Source organism: Peribacillus sp. FSL P2-0133 (assembly GCF_037975445.1).
Taxonomy (GTDB): Bacteria; Bacillota; Bacilli; order Bacillales; family DSM-1321; genus Peribacillus; species Peribacillus simplex_E.
The window spans coordinates 3,006,207-3,029,179 of the sequence record NZ_CP150254.1 but is presented as its reverse complement, the minus strand read 5'-3'; the positions used below and the strand labels follow the sequence as shown (position 1 = coordinate 3,029,179).

The window sequence follows — 22,973 nt, the reverse complement described above, 5'->3', positions numbered from 1 at the left end:
AAACGCTCTACAACGAAATTAACTACATTTAGACTTATAATTACCTATTCGATTCAAATAAATAGGGTCATACATTCCATAATTGACGTCCGGAAAATGGGGATTTCCAACGTTAAGAAGGTTTCAACCCCAAAAAAAGATCAATCTCCTGTAGAAATCGACCTTTTTCTAATAATTATACAAAAATATTAGTTTCTTGGATCCACATAATCTGGATAATCCGTAATAATTGCGTCAACTCTCATATCTAATAGGAAATCTGCTGCCTCTTGACTACGTACTGTCCATGATCCAATTTTCATATCAAGAGAGTGAACTTGATTCACTAATTCTTTAGTAACAATTCCATAGCTTGGATTAAAATAGTCAGCATATGTTGAAAATTCCTGTAAGGCTTGTTCTGTTGTGTCAGCTCTTGAAGATGTTAACACACCGATTGGAACTTTAGGAACGAGATCATTCATTTTTTCCATTGATTCATGGTTAAATGATTGTAGAATGATTTTTTCATTTTGTGGTTTATCAAGATTTCGTTTTTTTAATTCTTCAGCTACACTTTCTTCAATCCCAGGATATAGCTCTGGAGCCTTTAATTCTACTAATATTCCAATTTTTCCGTGGTAACGATCAAGAATCTCATCAAATGTTGGGATTTGTTCACCAGCAAATTGCTCACCTTTCCAGCTGCCTGCATCTAGGCTTCTTAGTTCTTCAAACGTGAAATCACCAACTTTTCCAGATCCATCCGTTGTACGATCAACTGTCGTATCATGGATAAGTACTAATTCTCCATCCTTGCTTCTTTGAACATCAATTTCAATATAATCTGCCTTCATTTTTACTGCTTTATCATAAGCAGCAATCGTATTTTCAGGTGCATATGCCGATGCACCACGATGGGCAACATTATCAACCTTTCTTAAGTCTCCTATTGTTTCTGCTGCAAAAGCTTGACTTAGTGGACTGAATAACAACGTAAACGCTACCCCGGCACCTGCTAATAATTTTTTGTTCATGTTCTCCATCTCCAATCTAAAATATGTATACAACTATAATTATAGAAAAGAAATGTTGAAGCATTGTGTTTATAATGTATTGGTTTTATATGTTTAAGATCCTTTTTGATTTATCTAAGTTATGGAATAATCAACTTTTGTTAGTATAATATTTAGTTTTCTTTTTTTCACTTTGAAGAATTCAAATCCTAATGCTACTAGGTGATTGAACAGGGAAATGAGTTCGTTTGCTTGATACTAACTAGATCGCTGTACAATACCAACTTGTTTGGCGATATCTTGTAGGACTACTAGAGATAAAAAGCATTGTTGTGAAATGATTCAGTTCACATGAAATGATGTTTAATTGAAGATAGCTTGCCGAAAAAAGGATTAACCTTAATAAACTCCCTCAGTTTATTAGATAATGCTCACGAATACACGCTAATTCGCAGGATTAAAAAATAATATTAAATAAGAGCATGTTTTGATCAATCTTTTATCTCTAAACATGCTCTTTATATTTGAACTTATATCAAAATTGAAAGCGTTAATTAAATCAAACTTTATTTCAAAGCTACATGATCGTATGAATATAAGATTATGTTAGCTTGATAACGATGCTTTGTTACTAGAGTTGAAAAATTTTAGTTTTATGATGATCAATAAAAACGAAAGCAGTGTAAATGTGAATCCGCTCCAGATAAGCTGGTGAATGCCTAATTGAGAAATGAACGAGCCGCCAATAGAGGTTCCTAAAGCAATTCCAAGGTTGGAAAACGAGACGAATAAGCTATTGCCAAATTCCGGAGCTTCTTTTGCCTCACTTATTAACCATGTTTGACCAACAATTAAACCGCCGGAATGTACGATTCCCCAAATGAATACCATAAAAATCATTGGAACAAGATAAGACCCTAAATAATAAACCAATAAATAAACGACTGAATATAAAATTGGGAAAAATATTAAGGTATTTACTATACTTTTTTGCAGAAAAACTCCAAATAAATGATTACCTAAAATCATAGTGACACCAAATATGAATAGCATGATACTGATGAGAGAGCTATTCATGTCTGTTACTTTTGCAAGGTACTCGGCAAAGTAACTGTAAACTGAAAACATGGCTGCAAAAAGAAAGGTAACAGTTGCGATATTTAACCATAATGCTGATTTACGCAATATACGAATTTGCTTGCCAAAAGACATTTTTTCTTCAACGGGCATGGAAGGAAGCAAAATCAATATTCCGATAAATGCGAGAGCATTTACAAATGCTCCAAATAGGAACGCAATTTCTAATGAAAACTGTTCTGCAAGGTAAGAAGTCAATGGTACACCTAAAGCAAATCCAACAGTAATTCCCGTAAAAACTTTTGTAACTGCTTGACCGCTATTTTCTGGAGGGACAAGTTTAGCAGCAGTTACAAGAGCGATTGAAAAGAAGAGTGGGTGAAGTGCTGCTGGTAGAATACGAAAAATGAGCATAATTTCAAATTGTGTTGTATAAGCGTAAATCATATTAGAGATAGCAAAAATAGATATTGCTGTTAATAAAAGTATTTTACGATTAATCCCAGATACGAGCAGTATTAAAAATGGTCCAGAAATCGCAACAACTAGAGCAAATATACTTACTAATAATCCGGCTTGTGCAGTTGAAATTCCAAATTTTTGAGTGATTTGTGGTAATACGCCGACAATACTCATCTCTGTTGTAATAATTCCAAATACACCTACTGCTAGCATAATAATAAGTAGATGGTTTACTTTTTTCATTTATAAAATTCTCCATTCTTATATTGATTTTAAAAGTATGTATACATAAATGCTTAAAATTTATAGGGATCCAATTCATTAACGTAAAAAATAGTTGGGTATTGTTGCAAGGGGATATCACTAAAAATGTCATTGTTCTCTTGTTTATTCAAACATACAATAACAGATATCTATATAATTAGATATGAAATCTTTAAAAAAATCCTCCTTTCTATTTGTCTCGCATGAACGAGCAGTAAGGTTCCTTTCGCAAAATGGTGAGGTGGAGAACCGGCTTCCTGTAAAAGCAGAATTCGAGAAGACTAAGAATCAGTGAGGGTGAAGAAAACTCCCACTGATTCAAGTTTCACTTTATAATTTGTTTTGGACATAATTGGAAAATTCTTGTATTTTTTTTTCATTTCGCCGATAATACGTCCATTTCCCAATGCGTTCGGATTCTAATAATCCTGCATTTTTCATAGTTAATAAATAATTAGAAACAACAGATTGGGCTAATCCAGTTTTGAGCTGGATATCTCCTACACATACTCCAACTTGAAAACTAATTCCTTGTTCTAAATAAGGCTTTTCGTCAAAAAACTTTTCTGGATTCTTTAGCCATAATAAGATTTGACGTCTAGTATCATTTGATAATGCTTTATAAATTAATGAAGGTTCCATAACAACAATTATATCTACTTTTATAGATTTGTAAATAGGAGATGAAATTTCTATTCTCACATATTCGTACTCAACAAATCGACTATCTCTTCGTTTCCAAGTCGTTTGGCAGCCTCAATAGGGAAATCATTCTTTCATATTCATCATTGTAAAAAGATAAAACGAGAACGATTGGAAAGCCATTTGTATGGGCAACTGATTGCCATTCTATTCTGTTCTTCTACCATGTTTCAAATGCGGCAATTACTCCTCATGAAGAAAAAACGAGAGCTTAGTGAATATAAAGCCATATATATGATTAAAGATTATTTTCTTCTTCTATTCCAAGCTATACAGAAAGACACCCAAGAGCTATCAAAGATTCTAATTCGCCTGTTCAACCTCCTACAGCAAAGCGGGCGAAAATCCCATAGGTATGATAAGAAAACAATCTTTGATATTTTAGGCGTCGTATACAATTATTCCATGTCTCATAATCATGCAGCTTAATTTAAAAAAACAAAACCCGTTAGGGTTTATTTCGTATGCCATTCTTTAAATAATATACAATTAGTCTTTAGAAAATAGGAATCTTCTCACCTGAAATTGGTTTTACATAAGCTTAGCTTGATGGGCATGTGGCGGTACCCCTTAAATAAAATATTTGGTTGATGAACTATTAAGTTTTCCTTGAATATACTAGGTACTTTTATCTATAATCTCATTATTTTATATAAGTTGAAATTTTCATACATTATTTATAAATACTATACGGGAGTGGTGCCGTAGGAGGCATTTTATAATGTAGGTAGACATTTACCTTATTCTATATTTAAAGATAGTTGCCTGCCAGATTTACTATAAATTTACTCTGAGAAAATATAAATATAATATTTTTACATTACAATACAAAAAGAGCCTATCCAAAAAGCACCATTTTTGTTTAATGAGAGCAGCAGAAGGAGAAAATCAAGGTTCCAATATTAGAAACGAAAGGGGGATTTCCGTGACGAAAAATCTCCTCTCATCCCGATCGATGGGAGGATGCCCGCCATCCTTGTAAAGCGGGGCGACCTTCTCCAGCACAATGGAGTCGTCGATATGATCGATATAATCAATGAGTTCCGCACCAAAGTTTCGCTAAGGTGCGTTTTTGTTTTTTTACTTAATTTTACGAGATTTTTGAACAGGCTCTTAAAATACTAAAAATATGGAGGTTTTCTGTAATGAAAAGAATTTTATCCATTTCCCTCGTATTAACGATGATATTCGTTATGTTATCGACCACCGCAGACGCACTTGCAAACAAATCGGGCGACAAAATCGTCAAAATCGACAATATGCAGCCGGTTTACGGTCAAAAGATCACCGCCAGTGTAATCATGGATCATGGTTCAATGGGCAAAAATCTAACATTTCAATGGCAAGTACAGGAATCACGTATAAGCGATAAATATATTAATGTAAAATCGGGTGGTACATCCAAAAGCTACACCGTAACGTTAAATGATATTGGTAAAAAATTGCGCGTTGTAGTTTCAAAGCGAAATGGTGCCAGTAAAACTTCATTGCCCACGAACGCAGTATTAAATGCCAACCCCCTTATTGCATCGATGAAATTCGACAATAATTTAAAGGACGATGCAAATCAAGAGAACTTGGAAGGGAAAGGAAATTATAGTTATGTAGACGGTGTATTACCCGGGACCAAAGCTCTGCACTTAGACAGCGGAAACGGCAATTATGTCGGTACGAAGCATAGCTTGAATTTTGGTAATGACAGTTTTACTCTATCCTTCTGGTATAAGGGCGACACGAACAAAAATCAGGTCATATTATCAAACAAGGATTTTAGTAACGGCTCTAACGCAGGCTGGGCGATTTACACATCAGCCAATTCGGTCAACATGAATTTAGGATTCCCGACCGCAAAAGAAAAGAACATTTCCTTTGGGCGCAATACGTTTAATGCTTCCGATTGGCGTTACGTGACATATGTTGTAGACAGAAATAAAATGCTCGCGTCGTTGTATATTGATGGTTACGAAATGGCTGAAACTACGCTGAAACTCGGAACTTTAGATACATCGAACCCATTAAAAATAGGTGTCGACGGATTGGGCAACCTCGGCGGTAATTCATTCGATATAGCTGATCTGATGATTTGGAAAGGCGTATTAAGCAGTGATGTAGTTCAAGCGAATTATAATAGTTACGCTGTAAACAAAGTAGATTTGACTGCACTTAACGACACAATATCAGAAGCAAATGCAATCAAAGCAGGCGGTCTCGGCAACGGCTTCAGCGAATCCGATTTTGATTATTTGAAAAAGGTTTTGAATAAGGCAACTACGGTTGCAACAACGCAAAAAGAAAAATTATTTACACAGGAAACGATCAATTATTACGAACGTGAACTAACCAATGCCATCTTCATCTATCAAAAAAGTAATAAAACAGCAACGCCCGCCGATTTAAATATGATTGTGAACAGCGACACGGAAATCAGTGGTAATCCTGCTGCAATCGCGCGCGTGGAAGATGATTTCAGAAAAAGCCTGAAAATATTCTCGCAGGCAGACGTAATGTTGATTCCTGGCGACGTTACCGGCGGTAACAATGCTATCGAATATCTATGGATGAATGAGCTGACAAAAGTCCACAATAAACTTAAAGATGAAGGTTTATTTGACAATATCGCGCTTTATTTGGTAAGAGGCAACCATGATATGGGCGGCGCCGAAAAATTAATTCCTGTCGGTTCGGCGGGCGCGTGGAACGAATCTACGAAATCGTACGATAACAATTTCTTTAACGATGCTTATCGGGTCAAGATAAAAGGATATAATCTTGTGGTTTTTGACGGAAATTATGACAACAACAACACGTCTGGAAAAGCTAAAAATTTCCTTGACCAAATTACAAAAGAACCGGACTACGATCCAACCAAACCGATATTTGTATCTTCTCACTTCCCTATCAGCGGAACCAATTGGGGATCGGGATGGAGCACCTCGGCAAGTAATAATGTAGGTAAATATATTGCTGACAATAATTTGTCGCAGGTAGTCTATCTGTCAGGTCATACGCATTACGATCCGACCGACGAACGTTCACTCTATCAAGGTGCAGCATCGTATTTCGATGCTGGTTCGACGAGTTATTCTAGTTATATTGATGGCGGTCCGTCCGGCGGATATATTGAAGGTGCATATATCAATTATAATACCACACCTCGCATCTCGAATTTCATAGAGGTTTATGGTACAAAAGTTATCATCAAACATTATAATTTAAGCACAGAAGAATTTGTAGGCATACCTTCTGTAGTCTACGTTGGCGAAGGCAAAGATGCCTTTACGTATAGCAAAAGCGATACAAGAGAACTCATCGCTCCGGAGTTTGATGAGGGTATTACGATCAATTCCTTCAAAAACAACGAACTTACTTTTACAATGAAGCAAGCCAATGACAATGTGCGTGTGTTGGAATACAATGTTCAGCTTATCAACAAGCTTACCGGGGAAGTTGACAAATCGTTTAACAGTCTTTCGCTGCCGCTAGACAAGCCATTCGATGAACACAGGGAATACAAGATTACAGGTTTGTCGCCGATTACTCCATATACCCTCCGAGTATTCGCTGCGGATTCCATGTATAACCGTTCGTCGCAGGACATTGACATTTCGCCTCAAGGTGTTAATTTAGAGAGCATCACTGCACCTGCTGACAAAACAGGGGTGGCAATCGGAGCGGCGAAGACAGCAGACGCCCTTGGATTGCCAAAGATAGTATCCTTGGTTACCGATGGTGGTGGTGGCGATGCCAAAGTGACATGGGATGTAGATGCTTCAAACTATGATCCTGCTGTAACGACTGTACAGACCTTCACTGTAAATGGAGCTGTAACTTTGCCAACTGGGGTGGCAAATCCAAATAACGTACCTTTGACAACAAGCATTAAAGTAACTGTTAATAAGATCCCTCAGTCACAAATGACGGCAACGGCGACAAGTCAGGAAACAAGTGGTGAAAATAGTGCTGCATCCATGGCGATTGACGGAAACCCAGAAACGCTGTGGCATACAAAGTGGGATAAATCTGATGTTCTCCCTCAATCGATTACTTTAAACCTTGGAGGAGCTTACAAAGTCAATAAAGTCACGTATTTACCAAGGCAATCGGGGCTAAACGGAAATATAACAAGCTATAATGTATATGTAAGTACGGATGGAGTGACCTTTACCAAGGTTGCAAGCGGAAGTTGGTCAAATAACAATGTGGAGAAAGAAGCAATTTTTGACTCGACAGATGCATCATATGTCAAGCTCGAAGCAACGGCGGGTGTTAACGGCTGGGCATCGGCTGCGGAGATTAGCGTCCTTGCATCAAAAACTGTAAAGAATTAGCTTCTAACTTAAAAGAATTTATTGTATTGAATTCTGCATTTGAAGATGAGATTGATGAGGATTAATAAACAAAACTTTCCAATACTAGCTAATTCCGAATAGTTCTATAAATAATTAAGAAACCCAGCTAATCTTCTTATATGAAGGTAGCTGGGTTTTTAAAGTTGGATGTGCAAAATAACACGAGTTTTGGAACAAATATAAAATGTATGCTTGTTTAACTTTGTTCAGCAAACGGGCCAGATAATTGAATAACACAAGGTGTTTTTTTTGTTTTAAAGGCAGACCTATATAAACTGTACCCTGTATACTGTTTGAGTTGGTCAAAGGTCTTAGCAACAAAGAAATTGCTGAAGCTTTATTAATCAGTGACAAGACCGTCAAAATTCACATCAATAAGATTTACAAAAAGCTGAATGTAAAAAGCCGTTCACAGGCAGTCATTTAAGCCGTTCGAAATCAACTTGTTCCGTTTTCTTATTTAAAAATCACTTATAAAAAATGTCCTGTCCCTTATTATGCCACTCTTGGTATAGTACTTTTGTTTTATGTAGGTATAGAACCAATAACAGCAAGAGTTACATCCTATGATTAATTTTCAGAAAAGGAGAAATGTGGGATGATAAGGGTTAATTAGATGATATTTCTGAATATTAAATAAACTACTAGTTAATACTAGATTAGTTGAAAAATTTTAATAATCTGATGTTGAAAGACAGATCAGCGTATTAAATGTGAAGTTAAGTCATCAGCACGAAACCTTCACATTTTTACAAATATATTAATCTACTATTTAGTTAGGAGGGGGAGAGGTTTAATGAGGAAAAGGAGAAAAAAAGCAAACAACAAAAGTAAGGTCGTAAAAAGCTTAGCTGTATTTGCTCTATCATCTAGTTTTATTTTAGGTTCACTTGGACATGAATCAAATGTTACCCAAGCAGTTGGTAATACGAATGTTGATAGTTTACTTGCTAATTTAACATCAGAACAAAGAGAAGCTCTTAACCAACTTTCAACAAAAGAAGAGACAGGTCTTCAAATTTCTTCTGATATTGATTTAACGACAACGGAACAAACCCATGTAATTGTTGAGTTTGCAAATAAACCAGCAAAAGTTGCTAAGTTTGAAGCGGCATCAGAAGGTCAACAACTATCAGATTCTGAAGCATCAAATTTAGTCGATCAAGATCATGAAATATTTCAAAAAGATTTAGGACAAGTATTAGCTGATAAAAATAGTAAAAAAGTAAATTATAAGATTAATCGCTCATATAAACATGCATTTAATGGTGTTTCAATGAGTTTACCTGCTAACAAAATTAAAAGTCTATTAAAATCAAAAGCTGTCAAATCCGTTTGGAGTAACGAAACGTTTACGATTGATCCGCCTGTTCAAGGAAAAGATAATAATCAATTAAAAGCAGATGAATTCAATATCGCCAATTATACTCCTTATGATGGATTAAACCGGTTACATGCAGAAGGCTATACCGGTAAAGGAATTAAGGTCGGTATTCTAGATACAGGTATTGATTATAACCATCCAGATTTAAAGGATGCTTATAAAGGTGGATATGATTTTGTAGATGACGATAGTAATCCGATGGAAACGACCTATGCTGATTGGAAACAATCAGGTAAGCCAGAAATGAATGGATCGTCAGCTTATTATACTAATCATGGTACACATGTTGCTGGGATTATTGGAAGCCGTGGAGTAGCGAAGGATACTGAGTATACAACAGTTGGAGCAGCACCAGAAGCAGATATTTATGCTTACCGAGTGCTTGGACCATATGGCAGCGGACAAGCTGATGACATAATTGCAGCTGTCGATCGAGCTGTGAAGGATGATATGGATGTTATTAATATGTCACTAGGTAATTCACTTAATGATCCATTATATGCAACTTCAATTGCTGTAAACAATGCAGTATTAAGTGGAGTAACAACCGTTGTTGCAGCGGGGAATAGTGGCGATAAAAATTATACGCTAGGTTCACCAGGTGCTGCAGCCTTAGCGTTATCTGTTGGTGCATCATCTGTTGCAATTGATATTTATCAATATGCAGGTGCGCATAATGGGGAGAATTACAATTTAAGACAATTAGCAAAAAACTATAAAGATGATTTGTCTACATTAAAAGGAAAAACCCTCCAACTTGTTGATGTGGGGCTCGGAGATAACTATACAGGAAAAGACGTAAAAGGGAAATTTGTACTCATGAGCCGAGGAGTTTATACATTGGACTCTAAAATTGCGAATGCCAAGGCAAAAGGTGCTGCTGGCGTTATCATGTATAATGATGAAGCAAACAAGGCCGAGGGTGCAATTCAGTCTTTCTTAGGTGAATCAGTTAATGCGATTCCTTCATTCTCTGTTTCAAATGAAGAAGGATTAACGATCTTGGAAGCATTAAAAACTGGTAAAACTGATATCACATTTGGCGATTTTACTAAGATACAAACAGCATCCGATGAGTTAGCATCATTTAGTTCTAGAGGTCCATCTCGAATGAATTATGACATTAAACCGGAAGTAACTGGACCAGGTGTTTCGATACTTTCAACCGTCCCATTTTACGTAAACGATAAAACAGTAGATGGAACAAAACCGGAAGATTATAAATATGCATATCAGCGTTTATCAGGAACTTCAATGGCAACCCCTTATGTGGCAGGTGTTTCAGCATTATTATTACAATCGAATAAGGATCTTGAGCCTGCAGACATTAAATCAATTTTAATGAATACGGCTGATCCACTTTCAAAAGCTTATAGTGTATTTGAAATCGGTAGTGGTCGTGTTGATGCATATGAAGCACTTCATTCTAATGTCGAATTTGAAGTAGTAGATAAAACACCTACAAATATCAATGGAAAACAAAAGGTAATCAAAGAACTAACGGGTGGAATCAGTTTTGGTTCATATGGATTTGATGACCAAGATATTCATGATTCACGTAAGATTACATTGAAAAATAGAAGTGAAAAAGCAAAAACATTTAGTGTAAATGTTAAATTCCAAACAGAATTAAGAGGTTCCAAAGATGCAGCTCAAAATGGAGTGACCTTAACAGGTCCAACTTCAGTTAAATTGACCAGAATTAGTCAAAAATCAATTAAATTTGACTTAAACATTCCGAAAACAGCTGAAAAAGGAACATATGAGGGATATATCGTCTTTACAAATAATGCAGATCCAACTGAAAAGTATCAAATTCCATTTGGTAGTCGTGTAGTAAATGAAGGTTTTGATACACTAACCATTGCTAATCCAATGTATTCTGGTGATACACGTTGGCCAGAACAAGCAGCTCCAGGCATGTCATTTAGTTTTTCAGTAAGATCGCACATGAGATATATTGACGTGGTAGTCCAAGATGCAACAACTGGTGAAGATATTGGATACCTTGGAACTTTAAATGGTTTCGGAGTAAATGAAAACACAGTTTACGGGATTGCATATGCATTTACAGGGGCTTATTTCCCATTCACTGGTGATCCGAAAAATCCGATTAGCAGTGAGCCTGTGTTTGCAAAAACAGGTAACTATAAATTAAAAATGATTGGAACAAATGATCAAGGGAAAACATTCTCTAAATCAGCAGATTTTATGTATGAAAAGGGCGCACCAATTATGACTTCAAGCTTTGATAAGTTAGATCAAAAGGTTATTGAGTATAAAGATAGCCAATTTGATTCAAACGGTGAATATTTATATGACTTTAATATTAATTTAAATGATCCTGAGACAGATGAGGCAAAACAAGAAGGTTTTCCTGTTGATCAGTCAAGTAATAAAATTTTATACCAATATGATAGTCCATATATGTCAGATCCAATAAACACAGATAAAAATGGAAATTACAATGATCAAATTTTAGTTAAAAAAAGAACGAGACCTTTAAAAGTTCAGTTTTATGGAATGGATGCGGCTAGGAACTTTACTTCAGGTCCTTCGGAAATGCTAAGGGTAGCTTTTGTTTCTAATACTTACCCTTACTATTACTTAAAAGCAAATAAACAAGTCGCTTCAACCGGAGATACTATAAATTATTCTATTCGTTCAAATAATATTAAAAACCTAAAAACATCAAAGATTACAATTCCAGTATTAAAAGACAACGGTGACTTAGCTACAATTAATAATGTTGTTGTAAGTGATGCAGTTAAGCAATATGGGGATGCACAAGTATCTGTAACATCAACATCTGATGATGTTTTAACGACTTATACAATTACTTTTAACTATTTAGGAAATAAAACATTACCAGAAGATATGCAATTAGTTAATTTCGATTTAAATACAGTTAAACATCATTCGCCAAAGTCAAGTTTCTCTGTCAATTGGTTTAACATGGAAATGACTGGAACTACAATTGATCAATCAAATGCAGTAACAAATAATGTATATACTTATATGGATAGTGTTAATATGAAAGAAAAATATTCAAGAATACAGGGTTACTTGAAATTAGAAGGAACGACTGATCCTTTAACAGGCCAACCGAATTACGCGTTTGATCACACCAAAATTGGTGCAAAAGTAACGGTAACGTCATATGATGGTAAAACTGTTTTTGAGGCTGCTCCAAATAAAAATGGAAACTACACTGTAGATGGAATGAATGCTGATAAAAATGCTTATACACTAAAAGTAGATGTACCAGGTCATTTTACGATGTATAATTCGTTTGTGCTATCAGATGACGTTCGTGGAAAATTAATCGGAAATTTAAGAGGTTTTTCCAAGCAAGCTAAAGCTGGGGATGCAAATAAAGATAATGTAATTGATATAATGGATGCAATATATCTACAAACTTATTGGGGAACAAATAAATCAGGTGCAGATTTGAACTTCGATGGAGTTGTTGATAAAAAGGATATGGATCTTCTTATTAAAAACTATCGATTACAAAATAGGACAGTTCCGAATGCACCTAAAGCGAAAACTAAGTATAAAGGTTCTACATTAGATACTGTGTTAAATCAGTTAGGATTAAAATAATCCTAAGCTAGTTTCTATAATCAAACGAAGAACCATTTTATGGATTACTACAGTAAATAGACAGTAATTAAATAAGATTTTAAGTAGCCTTAGCCCTGTATTTTATTGGGTTAAGGTTTTTTAATTACTTTTGAAATCAATCTCTCTGCGTTCAAAAAGCATCAGTTCCATCTTCACTTAATTCCAAAAATTTATCTTTTGGTTCTTTTTCTTCAACGTCTTTTATTGGGGATGAAGTTTAGTTTACTTACACTTTTTGTACTATATAATCTACAACAAAAGACCATGACATTTACAACATTTGATGAGCAGGCAAATAAAGAATCTAAGAGTATACTAGTATTGTGTCTTGCCATTTAGGGTAATGGCACAGCCGGTGATTGGCTAGTGGGTATTTTGCCATTTTGCCAGTGCCGGTTTTTTGTTAGATAATGATAGACAATGATTCTTGCAAATAAAGGAAGGTGCCGTTTTGAAAAAGATAGATTCTATCACTAGGAGGGAACAAATAGCGAGTTTTTATCTTTATTCTATTTCTATTCTTGGTATGATTGCTGTAATCAATTCCATATTTAAAAGTGAAATGCCTTCTGAATTCATAATCGTTTTGTTGTTAGCAGTGTTTATGGGGATTATTGAATATTTTCCTATCCGTATTGGAAGAGGAGGTATTACACTCAGTCTTACGCTTATTTATCCAATGAATTGGGAGTTTGGTATACATATAACGGTTGTTGCTTGTGTATGTGTGATGGTTTTTACACATACCCTTCGCCGCTTACCAATACAAAGAACACTATTTAATTGCACTCAATTTGCTTTTAGTATCACTTTGGCAGAATGGTTTTCCAACGAATGTATTTCTTTTTTTATTACGGAGATGAACCTGCCAGTTTTATATGAAGAATTAATAAGCTTGCTTTTATTTACCGTATTTTTTTGCCTTTTCAACACCCTTTTATATGATCTTTTAATGGTGATTCTGCCTCAGCAATATCCACTAGAACAGTGGTACAAGAAAAATATATTTTTATTTTTGAGCGCAAGTTTTTGTTTATGTTACGCCTCCCTTATTTATATCTTAGAACATCGATATCGAGGGGAGTTGGATGGAATTACCGTTCTGTTCTTCTTTTTCCCACTTGTAGCAATCTGCACCATCAGCTCCTTCATGAGGCAAATAAGGATTGAAAAAGAACGATTATATAACCTTTTTACCATTACGACGGAGTTAAGTCACGGGCTGTCTGCCGGAAACTTAGATCAAATGAAACAATCACTTAAAGGATTCTTGGGAATACAAGCATATGCTTTATGGGCAAAAGATGAGGGGGATTGGCAGCTTCTATTAAAGGATGGAAAAGTACATACCAATATTTCAAGTTCTTCTGATATCCATCCGAATTTTGAAGAAATATCTGAAACCTTTGTTGTTACTGATTGGAAAACAGGTATGGCCCCGGGAGATGAAGTATTTGAAGATGTCATACGTTCCCTTGTCTACCTGCCTCTTATAGTAAATCATGAATTAGTAGGGATGTTTGTTGCAGGTAAAAGCAGGGGGGCGAGTTTTATTACCGAAGATATACAGTCCTTATCTACGTTTGCCAATCAATTGAGCAGCTTGCTGAAAACACGGTCCCTCGTCGCTGAACAAGAAAAACGAATGATTCTGGAAGAAAGAAATCGGCTTGCTCGGGAAATTCATGATGGAATTGCACAAGTATTAGCCGGGGTCATATTTCAGCTGGAATCAGCTCTGAGGCAGTCCGCAGATCAATCAGGAAACATGGAGCAAGTGGTAGACAAAAGTATAAAAAAATTACGGAAGAGTTTAGGGGAAGTTCGCTATTCTATCTATGCTTTAAAGCCATATCCTACCCAAAGTCTAGGGTTAAAACAAGCGATTGCAAATAAAATTCAATCGATAAAACAAGAAAATAATCTAGCGATTAAATATCATGAAAGGGGCCGTTCTCGAACACTCAGTTTTACAATAGAACGAGCCATCTTCGATACTTTACAGGAAAGCTTGCAGAATATTGTAAAACATGCAAAAGCGGACGAAGTTGACATTCTTCTAAGCTATCAACGTGAACATGTGCTTTTAAAAGTGAAGGACAACGGGGTTGGCTTTTCCCTTTTTGAATCCATGATTAAAACAAAGCATGAGCCCCATTATGGCATTTTACATATGAATGAACAAGCTGAACAGCTAGGTGCTACCCTTCAGATTGATAGTTCCACAGGAAAAGGTACAGTAATTACATTGTTCATTCCAGATTCAGAAACAAGGGAGGAGTATCATGATTCAAATATTATTAGTAGATGATCATACGGTCTTGCGTGATGGAATTCGGAGTATATTGGATCTCGAATCAGACATCCGAGTCGTGGGTGAAGCCGTGTCCGGGGAAGAGGTGTTGAAGAAAGTAGAGGAGTATCGACCTGATTGTATTTTGATGGACATCAATCTCCCTGGAAAAAATGGCATTGAGGTCACGTCCCTCGTGAAAAGTCAGTATCCGAATTGCCGCGTTCTTGTATTGACGATGTTTGAAGATAATGAATACTTAATGGAAGCACTTCGGGCTGGTGCAGATGGCTATTTATTGAAGGATTCGTCATCCGAACAAGTGGTAGCAGCGATTCGAATGGTGTCACAAGGGGATTCGGTTATTCATCCTCGCATGACCAAAAAGCTGATAACGTATCATCACCAGCAAACGAAATCAGAGCCAAACGAAAATATTTTGACTAAGCGTGAAAAAGAAATACTGTTTGAGTTGGCCAAAGGTCTTAGTAACAAAGAAATCGCTGAAGCCTTATTTATCAGTGATAAGACCGTCAAAATTCACATCAATAAGATTTTCAAAAAGCTGAATGTGAAAAGCCGTTCACAGGCAGTCATTTATGCCGTTCGAAATCAACTTGTTCCATTTTCATAAATCATAATTACTTAAAAGGTTAAAAGAACTGTTCAGTATCCTTATTATTTTTCTTTAATAACAGATCTGGAATAGTTCTTTAGTTATATATTGATCTAGAACCAATAGATGAAAAATTACTTCTTATGATTAATTTTCAGAAAAGTAGAAATATGGGATGATATATTGAATCTTAGTTTACTAGATATATGAATTCATCTTTAAATGAATTGTTTATGAAGAACAAATGTTTAGAGAGAAAATAGTAATTATATAGGATAAGGGGATGCGGTATGAAGAGGAAAAAAATCAGTAAGATTCTTACAGGAACGCTAGCTGTTGGCATGTTATTATCTCAAGGCGCTCCGTATAATGTATTGGCGAAAAGCCCGTTTGAGTTGAATCCAGTTGAAAATGCGGAAGAGATCTTAGCGAGCCTGTCTGTAGAACAAAGAAAGGCGTTAGAGCAATTGGATGCCAATCCAAACTTTACGATTTCTCCGGATATTAATGCAAATAGTCCGGAATTAGTCAAAGTCATCGTCGAATTTGAACAGGCGCCAGCCAAAATAGAAGTGATGAAACAAGCGGCGAAAGGAAAGAAACTATCTTCTGCAGATTCGAATGAGAAAGTGGAAAAAGCTCATAAAGATTTTAAACAGCATGTGCAATCATTGAAATCACAGAAAAATGTGACTAATTACAAAGTGGAAGATGTAAAGATCACAAGAGAGTATAAAAACGCCATCAACGGCGTAGCGATGACACTTCCTGGTGTGGCAGTTAAGGATTTGCTGCAATCTGGAGTAGTTAAACGTATTTTTAAAGATTACGAGGTAAAAGTGGAACCGCCGGTAAAAACGAAAGAAGCCATTGAGCCGAAAATGGCAGACAGTATTCCGCAAATTGGCGTGGACAAGCTACATGCCGAGAACATTACCGGTAAGGGAATAAAAGTCGGCGTTCTTGATACAGGTATTGACTACAATCATCCTGACTTAAAAGAAGCTTATAAAGGCGGATATGATTTTGTAGATAATGATGCCGATCCAATGGAAACGACCTACGAGGATTGGATTAATGCTGGCAAGCCAGAAGAACCAGGCTATGTGTATTACACAAACCATGGGTCACATGTCGCAGGGACGATTGCAGCCCAAAAGAAAAACAATGTTGATTACGCTGTGAAAGGGGTAGCACCTGAAGTAGATTTATATGCGTATAGAGTATTGGGACCTTGGGGAGGGGGATATACAGAAGGAATCCTTGCTGGAATCGATCAAGCGATTGAAGATGGCATGGACGTCATCAATATGTCGCTTGGCGCGCAGACTAACGATCCTTTATACGCCACATCTGTCGCAGTAAATAACGCCATGCTTTCAGGCTTGGTGACCGTCGTTGCTGCAGGTAACGCCGGACCGAACGAGAAAACTCTTGGTTCTCCGGGAACAGCGGCTCTTGGCATATCAGTAGGTGCAAGCGATGCCTCCATGTCCATTCCTGCATTTAATGGAAGCGCTTCCGCCGAGAAATTTGAAAATATGCAGCTGCTAGGCAAAGATTTTTCTGATCGATTAGAAGAATTGCAAGGGAAATCCTTACCAATTGTATTTGCGGGACTTGGTAAAGCAACTGATTTTGCTGGGAAAGATGTCAGCGGGAAAATTGCGTTGATTCAGCGCGGGGAACTTGCGTTTGATGAAAAAATCAAAAACGCCAAAAACGCTGGGGCTAAATCAGTGATTGTGTATAACAATGTCGACGGGCAAATACCTGCCTACTTGGGTGAGGCCGTCGGGTTAATCCCTTCTTTCCGCCTGTCAAAAGCGGATGGTGAGCGATTAAAGGGGCTGGGCGAGGGTTCTTTCACATTTGAAACGTTAAATAACACAAAAACGGAAGGCGATCATTTAGCAGATTTTAGTTCACGCGGACCGGTAAATGGAAATTATGATATTAAGCCGGATGTAGTCGCTCCAGGTGTGTCGATATTCTCTACGACACCGGAATTCATCAACGATCCGCAGGACGGCATTAATTACGGGAATGCCTATGTGCGCATGTCGGGTACATCGATGGCTACGCCACACGTGGCAGGTGCAGCAGCATTGATTTTGCAGGAGAATCCGGAATACACTCCTTTCGATGTAAAAGCGGCACTCATGAATACATCGGATGATTTAAAAGGGAATAATTCTGTATACGAAGTGGGTGCAGGACGAATCGATGCCTATCAAGCGGTTCATACAGACACATCCATCAAAGTATGGGATAAGACAAAAAATATCGAAAATGGAAACCTCGTAGAAATTGACGAACAAACAGGCTCCATCGTATTCGGCAGATATTATAAAAAAGGTAATGAACCAATTGAAGCAAGCAAAAAGGTGAAGGTTCAAAACAACAGCCAGGAAGAGAAATCTTTTAAACTAGAAGTGGAGTATCACGGTGAGCGTAAAGGCATTCAAGATGCCGTAAAGAACGGTGTAAAAGTGGCGGTGCCTTCATCGATTACAGTGGGAGGCGGCCAAGTACAGGAGCTCCAGCCAAAAATAACGATTCCAACCAGCGCTGCGGCAGGAAGATATGAAGGGTATATTCATGTGACCAACGCGAACAATCCAGCCGAATCCTATCAAATTCCATTTGCTGTTATGGCGACGGAAAAAGGATTTGATTATGTCAAAGCGACTAGACCATCCGTGACAAATACAACACCTTTCTGGGAACTTAATGACACAAGGATCCATTTCATCATGAAGTTGAACAGCCCAATGACAACCATGGATGTGCTTGTAAAAGACAGTAAAACAGGAAAATCTGTAGGGTTCATAGGGACAGCGAACACTAACTTTCCAATAGATAGAGAAGTGTATCTTACGGGTGCGTTCAGCGGTACGGTCTTACCATTTACAAATGATCCGTCCCAGCCAATCAGTGATATTCCTATAAAGCTTCCAGCAGGCGACTATATACTGGAACTGATTGCACACGATGAGGATGGGAAATCATATGTTTTCCACAATCCACTTATCGTGGACAATACAGCACCAGAAGTCAACATGGATATAAAATCGGGTGTAATCGAAATCAATGATTCTATGTTTACAGTAGAAGATGGCCAAAAAGCGGTGTGGCTGCATGGAAAAGCTAAGGATGAGACAGTGGATCTATTACAATCTAAAGGGTTGGACATCGATCAATCGTCTAACACTATGGCTTACTATACAGGTGCCTCTGGATATATGGCTGGGTTCTTCCCGATTCAAGCGAATGGAGATGTGAAGTTAGGAATTGAGGAAAGTGATATTGCAAAACAACCTATGAGATTGTGGTTGAGAACGTGGGATACTGCAACGGCAGTTGGTTACCAAAAGTATTACTTCATGAAAGAAGGAACGGAATATACGACTTCCAGTTATAACAAGAAAGAGTTAAAAGTCGGCGATAGCTTTACGATGACACTCAGCCTTAATAATGTGAAACAGCTTGTCTCGGGAGAATTTAATGTAGAGTACTACAAAGACTTCTTCAAGTTTTCGAACGTTAAGCTGAACAAGGCAGTCAAACAATATGCAAAGGAAAAAGGCTTACAGGTATCACTAGATAAACCTGTTGTGACGGAAGGTACATTCAATAATAGTTTGAAAATCGGTGCTTCCATTACTGGAAATGCATTCAGAGGACTGGATGGAGACATGCCGTTCCTCGATGTAACGTTTAAAGTATCGAATGATGAAGTTTACGATGAAATTCCTGGATTTGAGGTAAAGAAGGGGTCTTATAAGAAATCTGGACAAACAGCAGACACTGCTATTCCTTTTTACGGCACTGAAGATCTTAAATTAATTCCTACACATACACAGTTGCTGGGATCCATCTTACCGGAAGCATTTTTGATATATGAATCAGGATCAGCATTTTTGAAAAAAGCGGATTACTCAAAAATAGGAGCACAAGTATACGCTCTCTCTAGAAGTGGTAAAAAATATCCAGGAACAATTAATAAGAGTGGAAAATTCACAGTCAATGATATTCCTGCTTCCGATCAAGTATATACAGCTGTTTTCGATGTTCCGGGGCATCTTAAAGTGATGAAGAAATTCATTCCTGGATATCATGATGCAAATGGAGAGCTACGAGGGCAATTTTTAAGAATTGGTCAGAGAAGTCTTGCAGGGGATGTGAATGGCGACAAAATGATTGATATCCTCGATATCCAGAGTGTCGTTGATGCATATGGTACGAAGGATTCATCCATCGTGCCGCAAGATATCAATCAAGACGGAGAAGTGAACGAGACAGACATTCGCTTCGTTGAGAAAAATTTCTTAACGAAGGGACCGGATGCGCCTGCCGATAAACAGCCGAAAGAAAAAATTGGGAAAAAAGGTCTGGAATACTTCCTGCGCCTGATCGGACTGGAGCCAAAGCAATAGCAAGAAAAGAGGGGAAGGAATGCAGAGCATTCCTCCCTTTCTTTTTTTATAAAATAAGAAGAGCAGAGTTAAGAAAAGTTGCTAAGTCCTCTTTTTTAGAAGATATGAACGGAGTACCAGATTTCTTCAACAAAAGGGCACCGACCCATCAGGTTAGCATAACTGGCCTCCACCCCTTGGAGAGGCATGACGAAGGAATGATAGGGCAATTGACCCGTTGAACATGGGAGGGAAAGCCTCCAGGGGGCCAGTGGAAGGTCAGTACACCGAAAAGTGGTTGGGGAGAATACCCTCAAAAACTAGGTGTAGGTTTACATGGCCAACTAGCAACCGGAAAGGGCTCAGAAAATTCAGCAACTGGTTTGAATACAGGAAATTCCAACCGATCAGCTTCAAGAAATGCATGAGCAGCCATTGTGGATTTAAAGGATTATAAAAGTGAAAAGGATGAAGGGGCAACAGGTTAAGGAAAATAGTAATGGGGAAATCAGTAATGATTGAAGAGTATAACCCTGAGTGGGCCGTTTATAGGTTGTTTTTTGATAATGTAGGATTTTTTCTTATTAAGCAATCGGGCCAGATTGTACAATAAAACTAGATTTTTAGACGACTTTATTGCTAAAGTATCTTTTATAAAAAAATTTAACAACTCATTTACTCCCATCTAAATAAGGACGGGGGTATGTATGTTTGAAGTATTAAAATTAAATAACTTATTGTAATCTTGACATTTCCATATTGTGGGTACTACCAGCGAAGCTGTCACTACCCGCAATATAGGAAGTATGAATATGGGAGGGGAGTAATTTAGAAAATGTACCTCAACCGATAGATGGAGAAATCCCGATATAAATGAAACAGGTTCATAAATAATTCACAACATACCGCAAAGTGAATCCTCCGAATCTTTTAGGTTTTCCCTAAACATCCAGACAGATTATTTGATTTTATTTAAATATCTATAAATAGTGGCTTCGGATACGTCTAAATATTTGGCTACCTCGCTTACGCCGCCTTTAAGTAAAAAAGCTCCCTTTTAGCCGATCGGGTGAATGGGCATGGGAAAAAGCAAAAAAAATAATGGATTCCGCATCTCGAAATCCATTTCAAAAAAGCGTGTATGAAAGTCACGTAATCAATCTTCGTATGTATATTGAGTTGCTTTTTCATTACCAGGGACATCTTTCTGATTTAGAAGATCGTATAGTGGCCCTGGCAAATGAACTGGAAGAATATAAGATCATCCAATCGATTCCCGGTATCGGAGAAAAAATCGCAGCCACGATTATTTCTGAAATTGGTGAAATCGATCGGTTTAATCATCCGAAAAAACTGGTTGCCTTCGCTGGAGTAGATCCAAGTGTTCACTCATCGGGTAAGTTTACGGCAACCATTAATCGTATTACAAAAAGAGGTTCGAGCAGACTACGTTATTCTCTGTATCTTGCCGTACTATGCGGCATAAGAAGTTCAAGGAACAAAAAGCTTAAAGCATTCTATGATAAGAAAAAATCAGAAGGAAAACCTGCCAAAGTGTCAATCGTTGCCTGTATGAATAAGTTGCTTCATTGGATTTATGCTTTATTAAAGAGAAAAGAAACGTTCCTAGATTTAGCCTAATTAACGGTTTTGTGAAACAGAGAAAAATCCTTCCAAAAGGGTTTTGGAGGGTTATTTGGCATGGCCAAAAATAATATATCATAAGGGAAATGAAAATATTAGAGAAAGATATTGACATCCTATTAGCCGGTTTACTTCAATAAGGGAGATTGCTGAGGCAGCCTTTTTCATTGTTGATGAACCAATCACAATAAATGTGGGGTGAATGATACGTGAAGTCATTTCAACTAAACGAAAAAACAATGTCTTTTTTATCGAAATATCAATTATTCGAGGATGATTTGATCCAACAAGTTCAGTTGCAGCACCGGTTGGAATTAGTAAAAGCATTTGGGATTCAAAAAGGAATGCGTGTATTAGAAATAGGTTGCGGGCAGGGGGATACAACTGTTGCATTAGCCGATGCGGTAGGAGAAAACGGATGTGTTGTCGCAATAGATATTGCTAGTCCCGATTACGGAGCACCGTTAACTTTAGATCAAGCAACTGAACGTATTAAGAAATCTCTATTAGGAGAACGTATTAACTTCCATTTTGAAATGGATTTTGATTTTTTTGAAGCAACTATGCCATTTGATGTGGCGGTATTATCCCATTGTTCATGGTATTTCAAGCAACCAGAAGATTTATTGAATTACTTTAGAAAAATTCGTGGTTTGGCAAAACATATATGTTTTGCAGAATGGGACCTTGATTTTACCTGCATTACGCAACGTTCCCATTTTTGTGCGGTATCCATTCTGGCATTGTATTCAAACTTCGTTAAGAATGAAGGAAATATCCAAAACTTGTTTCATAAAACTCAAATTCACCAGCTACTCCAGCAAGCAAATTTTGAAGTGGTGAAACAACTTACAGTCGATGCAACCTTATTACAAGACGGTCAATGGGAAAAAAGTTATGCAAATAGTATCCGTGCAGAATTTATTAAAGTTCCTTCCATGATACAAACGTTGATAACTAGTTATTATGAATTGATGAACACTTCAAATGGAAATGAGAATTCATTAAATTGTTTCATTGTTTGTGCAAAGTAATACTTTCCTCTTTTAAGATATGCTTTTCGGTATTTGTATGATTGTGAAGGAATGTACTGCAACTAACGAGTTCAAGACTAGATCCGCCGTATGGGTTGCTTTTTTGCT

9 protein-coding genes and 4 pseudogenes are annotated in these 22,973 nt (G+C 37.1%); 9 read left to right on the top strand and 4 right to left on the bottom strand.

Going from position 1 to position 22,973, the window contains the following annotated elements:
* Positions 1-188 precede the first annotated feature (188 nt).
* From MKY17_RS14460 to MKY17_RS14450, 3 genes are all read right to left on the bottom strand, one after another.
* Complete coding sequence (locus tag MKY17_RS14460; RefSeq protein WP_098373775.1) at positions 189-1,016, bottom strand: glycerophosphodiester phosphodiesterase family protein; 828 nt, start codon at positions 1,014-1,016, stop codon at positions 189-191.
* A 585-nt stretch (positions 1,017-1,601) separates the two neighbouring features.
* On the bottom strand, positions 1,602-2,777 hold the full coding sequence (locus tag MKY17_RS14455; RefSeq protein ID WP_098373776.1) for an MFS transporter: 1,176 nt from the start codon (positions 2,775-2,777) through the stop codon (positions 1,602-1,604).
* 351 nt (positions 2,778-3,128) lie between these two features.
* Positions 3,129-3,440 carry a metalloregulator ArsR/SmtB family transcription factor gene (locus tag MKY17_RS14450; protein ID WP_098373782.1) on the bottom strand — a complete coding sequence of 104 codons (312 nt, stop codon included), beginning with the start codon at positions 3,438-3,440 and terminating at the stop codon, positions 3,129-3,131.
* Between the two features lie 123 nt (positions 3,441-3,563).
* Here MKY17_RS14450 and MKY17_RS14445 point away from each other — a divergent pair.
* The 7 genes and pseudogenes from MKY17_RS14445 to MKY17_RS14415 form a co-directional block, all read left to right on the top strand.
* Positions 3,564-3,929: pseudogene (locus MKY17_RS14445) on the top strand (IS4 family transposase); the annotation flags it as partial.
* Positions 3,930-4,645: 716 nt separating this feature from the next.
* Positions 4,646-7,828, top strand: coding sequence for a discoidin domain-containing protein (locus MKY17_RS14440; RefSeq protein ID WP_339200128.1), 3,183 nt, complete (start codon positions 4,646-4,648; stop codon positions 7,826-7,828).
* A gap of 307 nt (positions 7,829-8,135) precedes the next feature.
* Positions 8,136-8,276: pseudogene (locus MKY17_RS14435) on the top strand (LuxR C-terminal-related transcriptional regulator); the annotation flags it as partial.
* Between the two features lie 369 nt (positions 8,277-8,645).
* A complete protein-coding gene (locus MKY17_RS14430; protein ID WP_339200127.1) occupies positions 8,646-12,839 on the top strand; it encodes a S8 family serine peptidase in 4,194 nt (1,397 codons plus the stop codon).
* A 472-nt stretch (positions 12,840-13,311) separates the two neighbouring features.
* Entirely contained in the window at positions 13,312-15,171 is a 1,860-nt protein-coding gene (locus MKY17_RS14425) for a GAF domain-containing sensor histidine kinase (protein WP_339200126.1), read from the top strand.
* Positions 15,146-15,787 carry a response regulator transcription factor gene (locus MKY17_RS14420; protein WP_098373780.1) on the top strand — a complete coding sequence of 214 codons (642 nt, stop codon included), beginning with the start codon at positions 15,146-15,148 and terminating at the stop codon, positions 15,785-15,787. The genes MKY17_RS14425 and MKY17_RS14420 overlap by 26 nt, the downstream gene beginning before the upstream one ends.
* Positions 15,788-16,059: 272 nt before the next feature.
* Positions 16,060-20,208 (top strand): S8 family serine peptidase, encoded by a 4,149-nt coding sequence (locus MKY17_RS14415; protein ID WP_339200125.1) that lies wholly within the window; start codon positions 16,060-16,062, stop codon positions 20,206-20,208.
* A 937-nt stretch (positions 20,209-21,145) separates the two neighbouring features.
* Here MKY17_RS14415 and MKY17_RS14410 read toward each other — a convergent pair.
* A pseudogene (locus MKY17_RS14410) lies at positions 21,146-21,244 on the bottom strand (helix-turn-helix domain-containing protein); the annotation flags it as partial.
* Between MKY17_RS14410 and MKY17_RS14405 the strand changes: the two are divergent.
* A pseudogene (locus MKY17_RS14405) lies at positions 21,229-21,828 on the top strand (IS110 family transposase); the annotation flags it as partial. The pseudogenes MKY17_RS14410 and MKY17_RS14405 overlap by 16 nt on opposite strands.
* A gap of 212 nt (positions 21,829-22,040) precedes the next feature.
* Complete coding sequence (locus MKY17_RS14400) at positions 22,041-22,865, top strand: class I SAM-dependent methyltransferase (RefSeq protein WP_339200124.1); 825 nt, start codon at positions 22,041-22,043, stop codon at positions 22,863-22,865.
* Positions 22,866-22,973 lie beyond the last annotated feature (108 nt).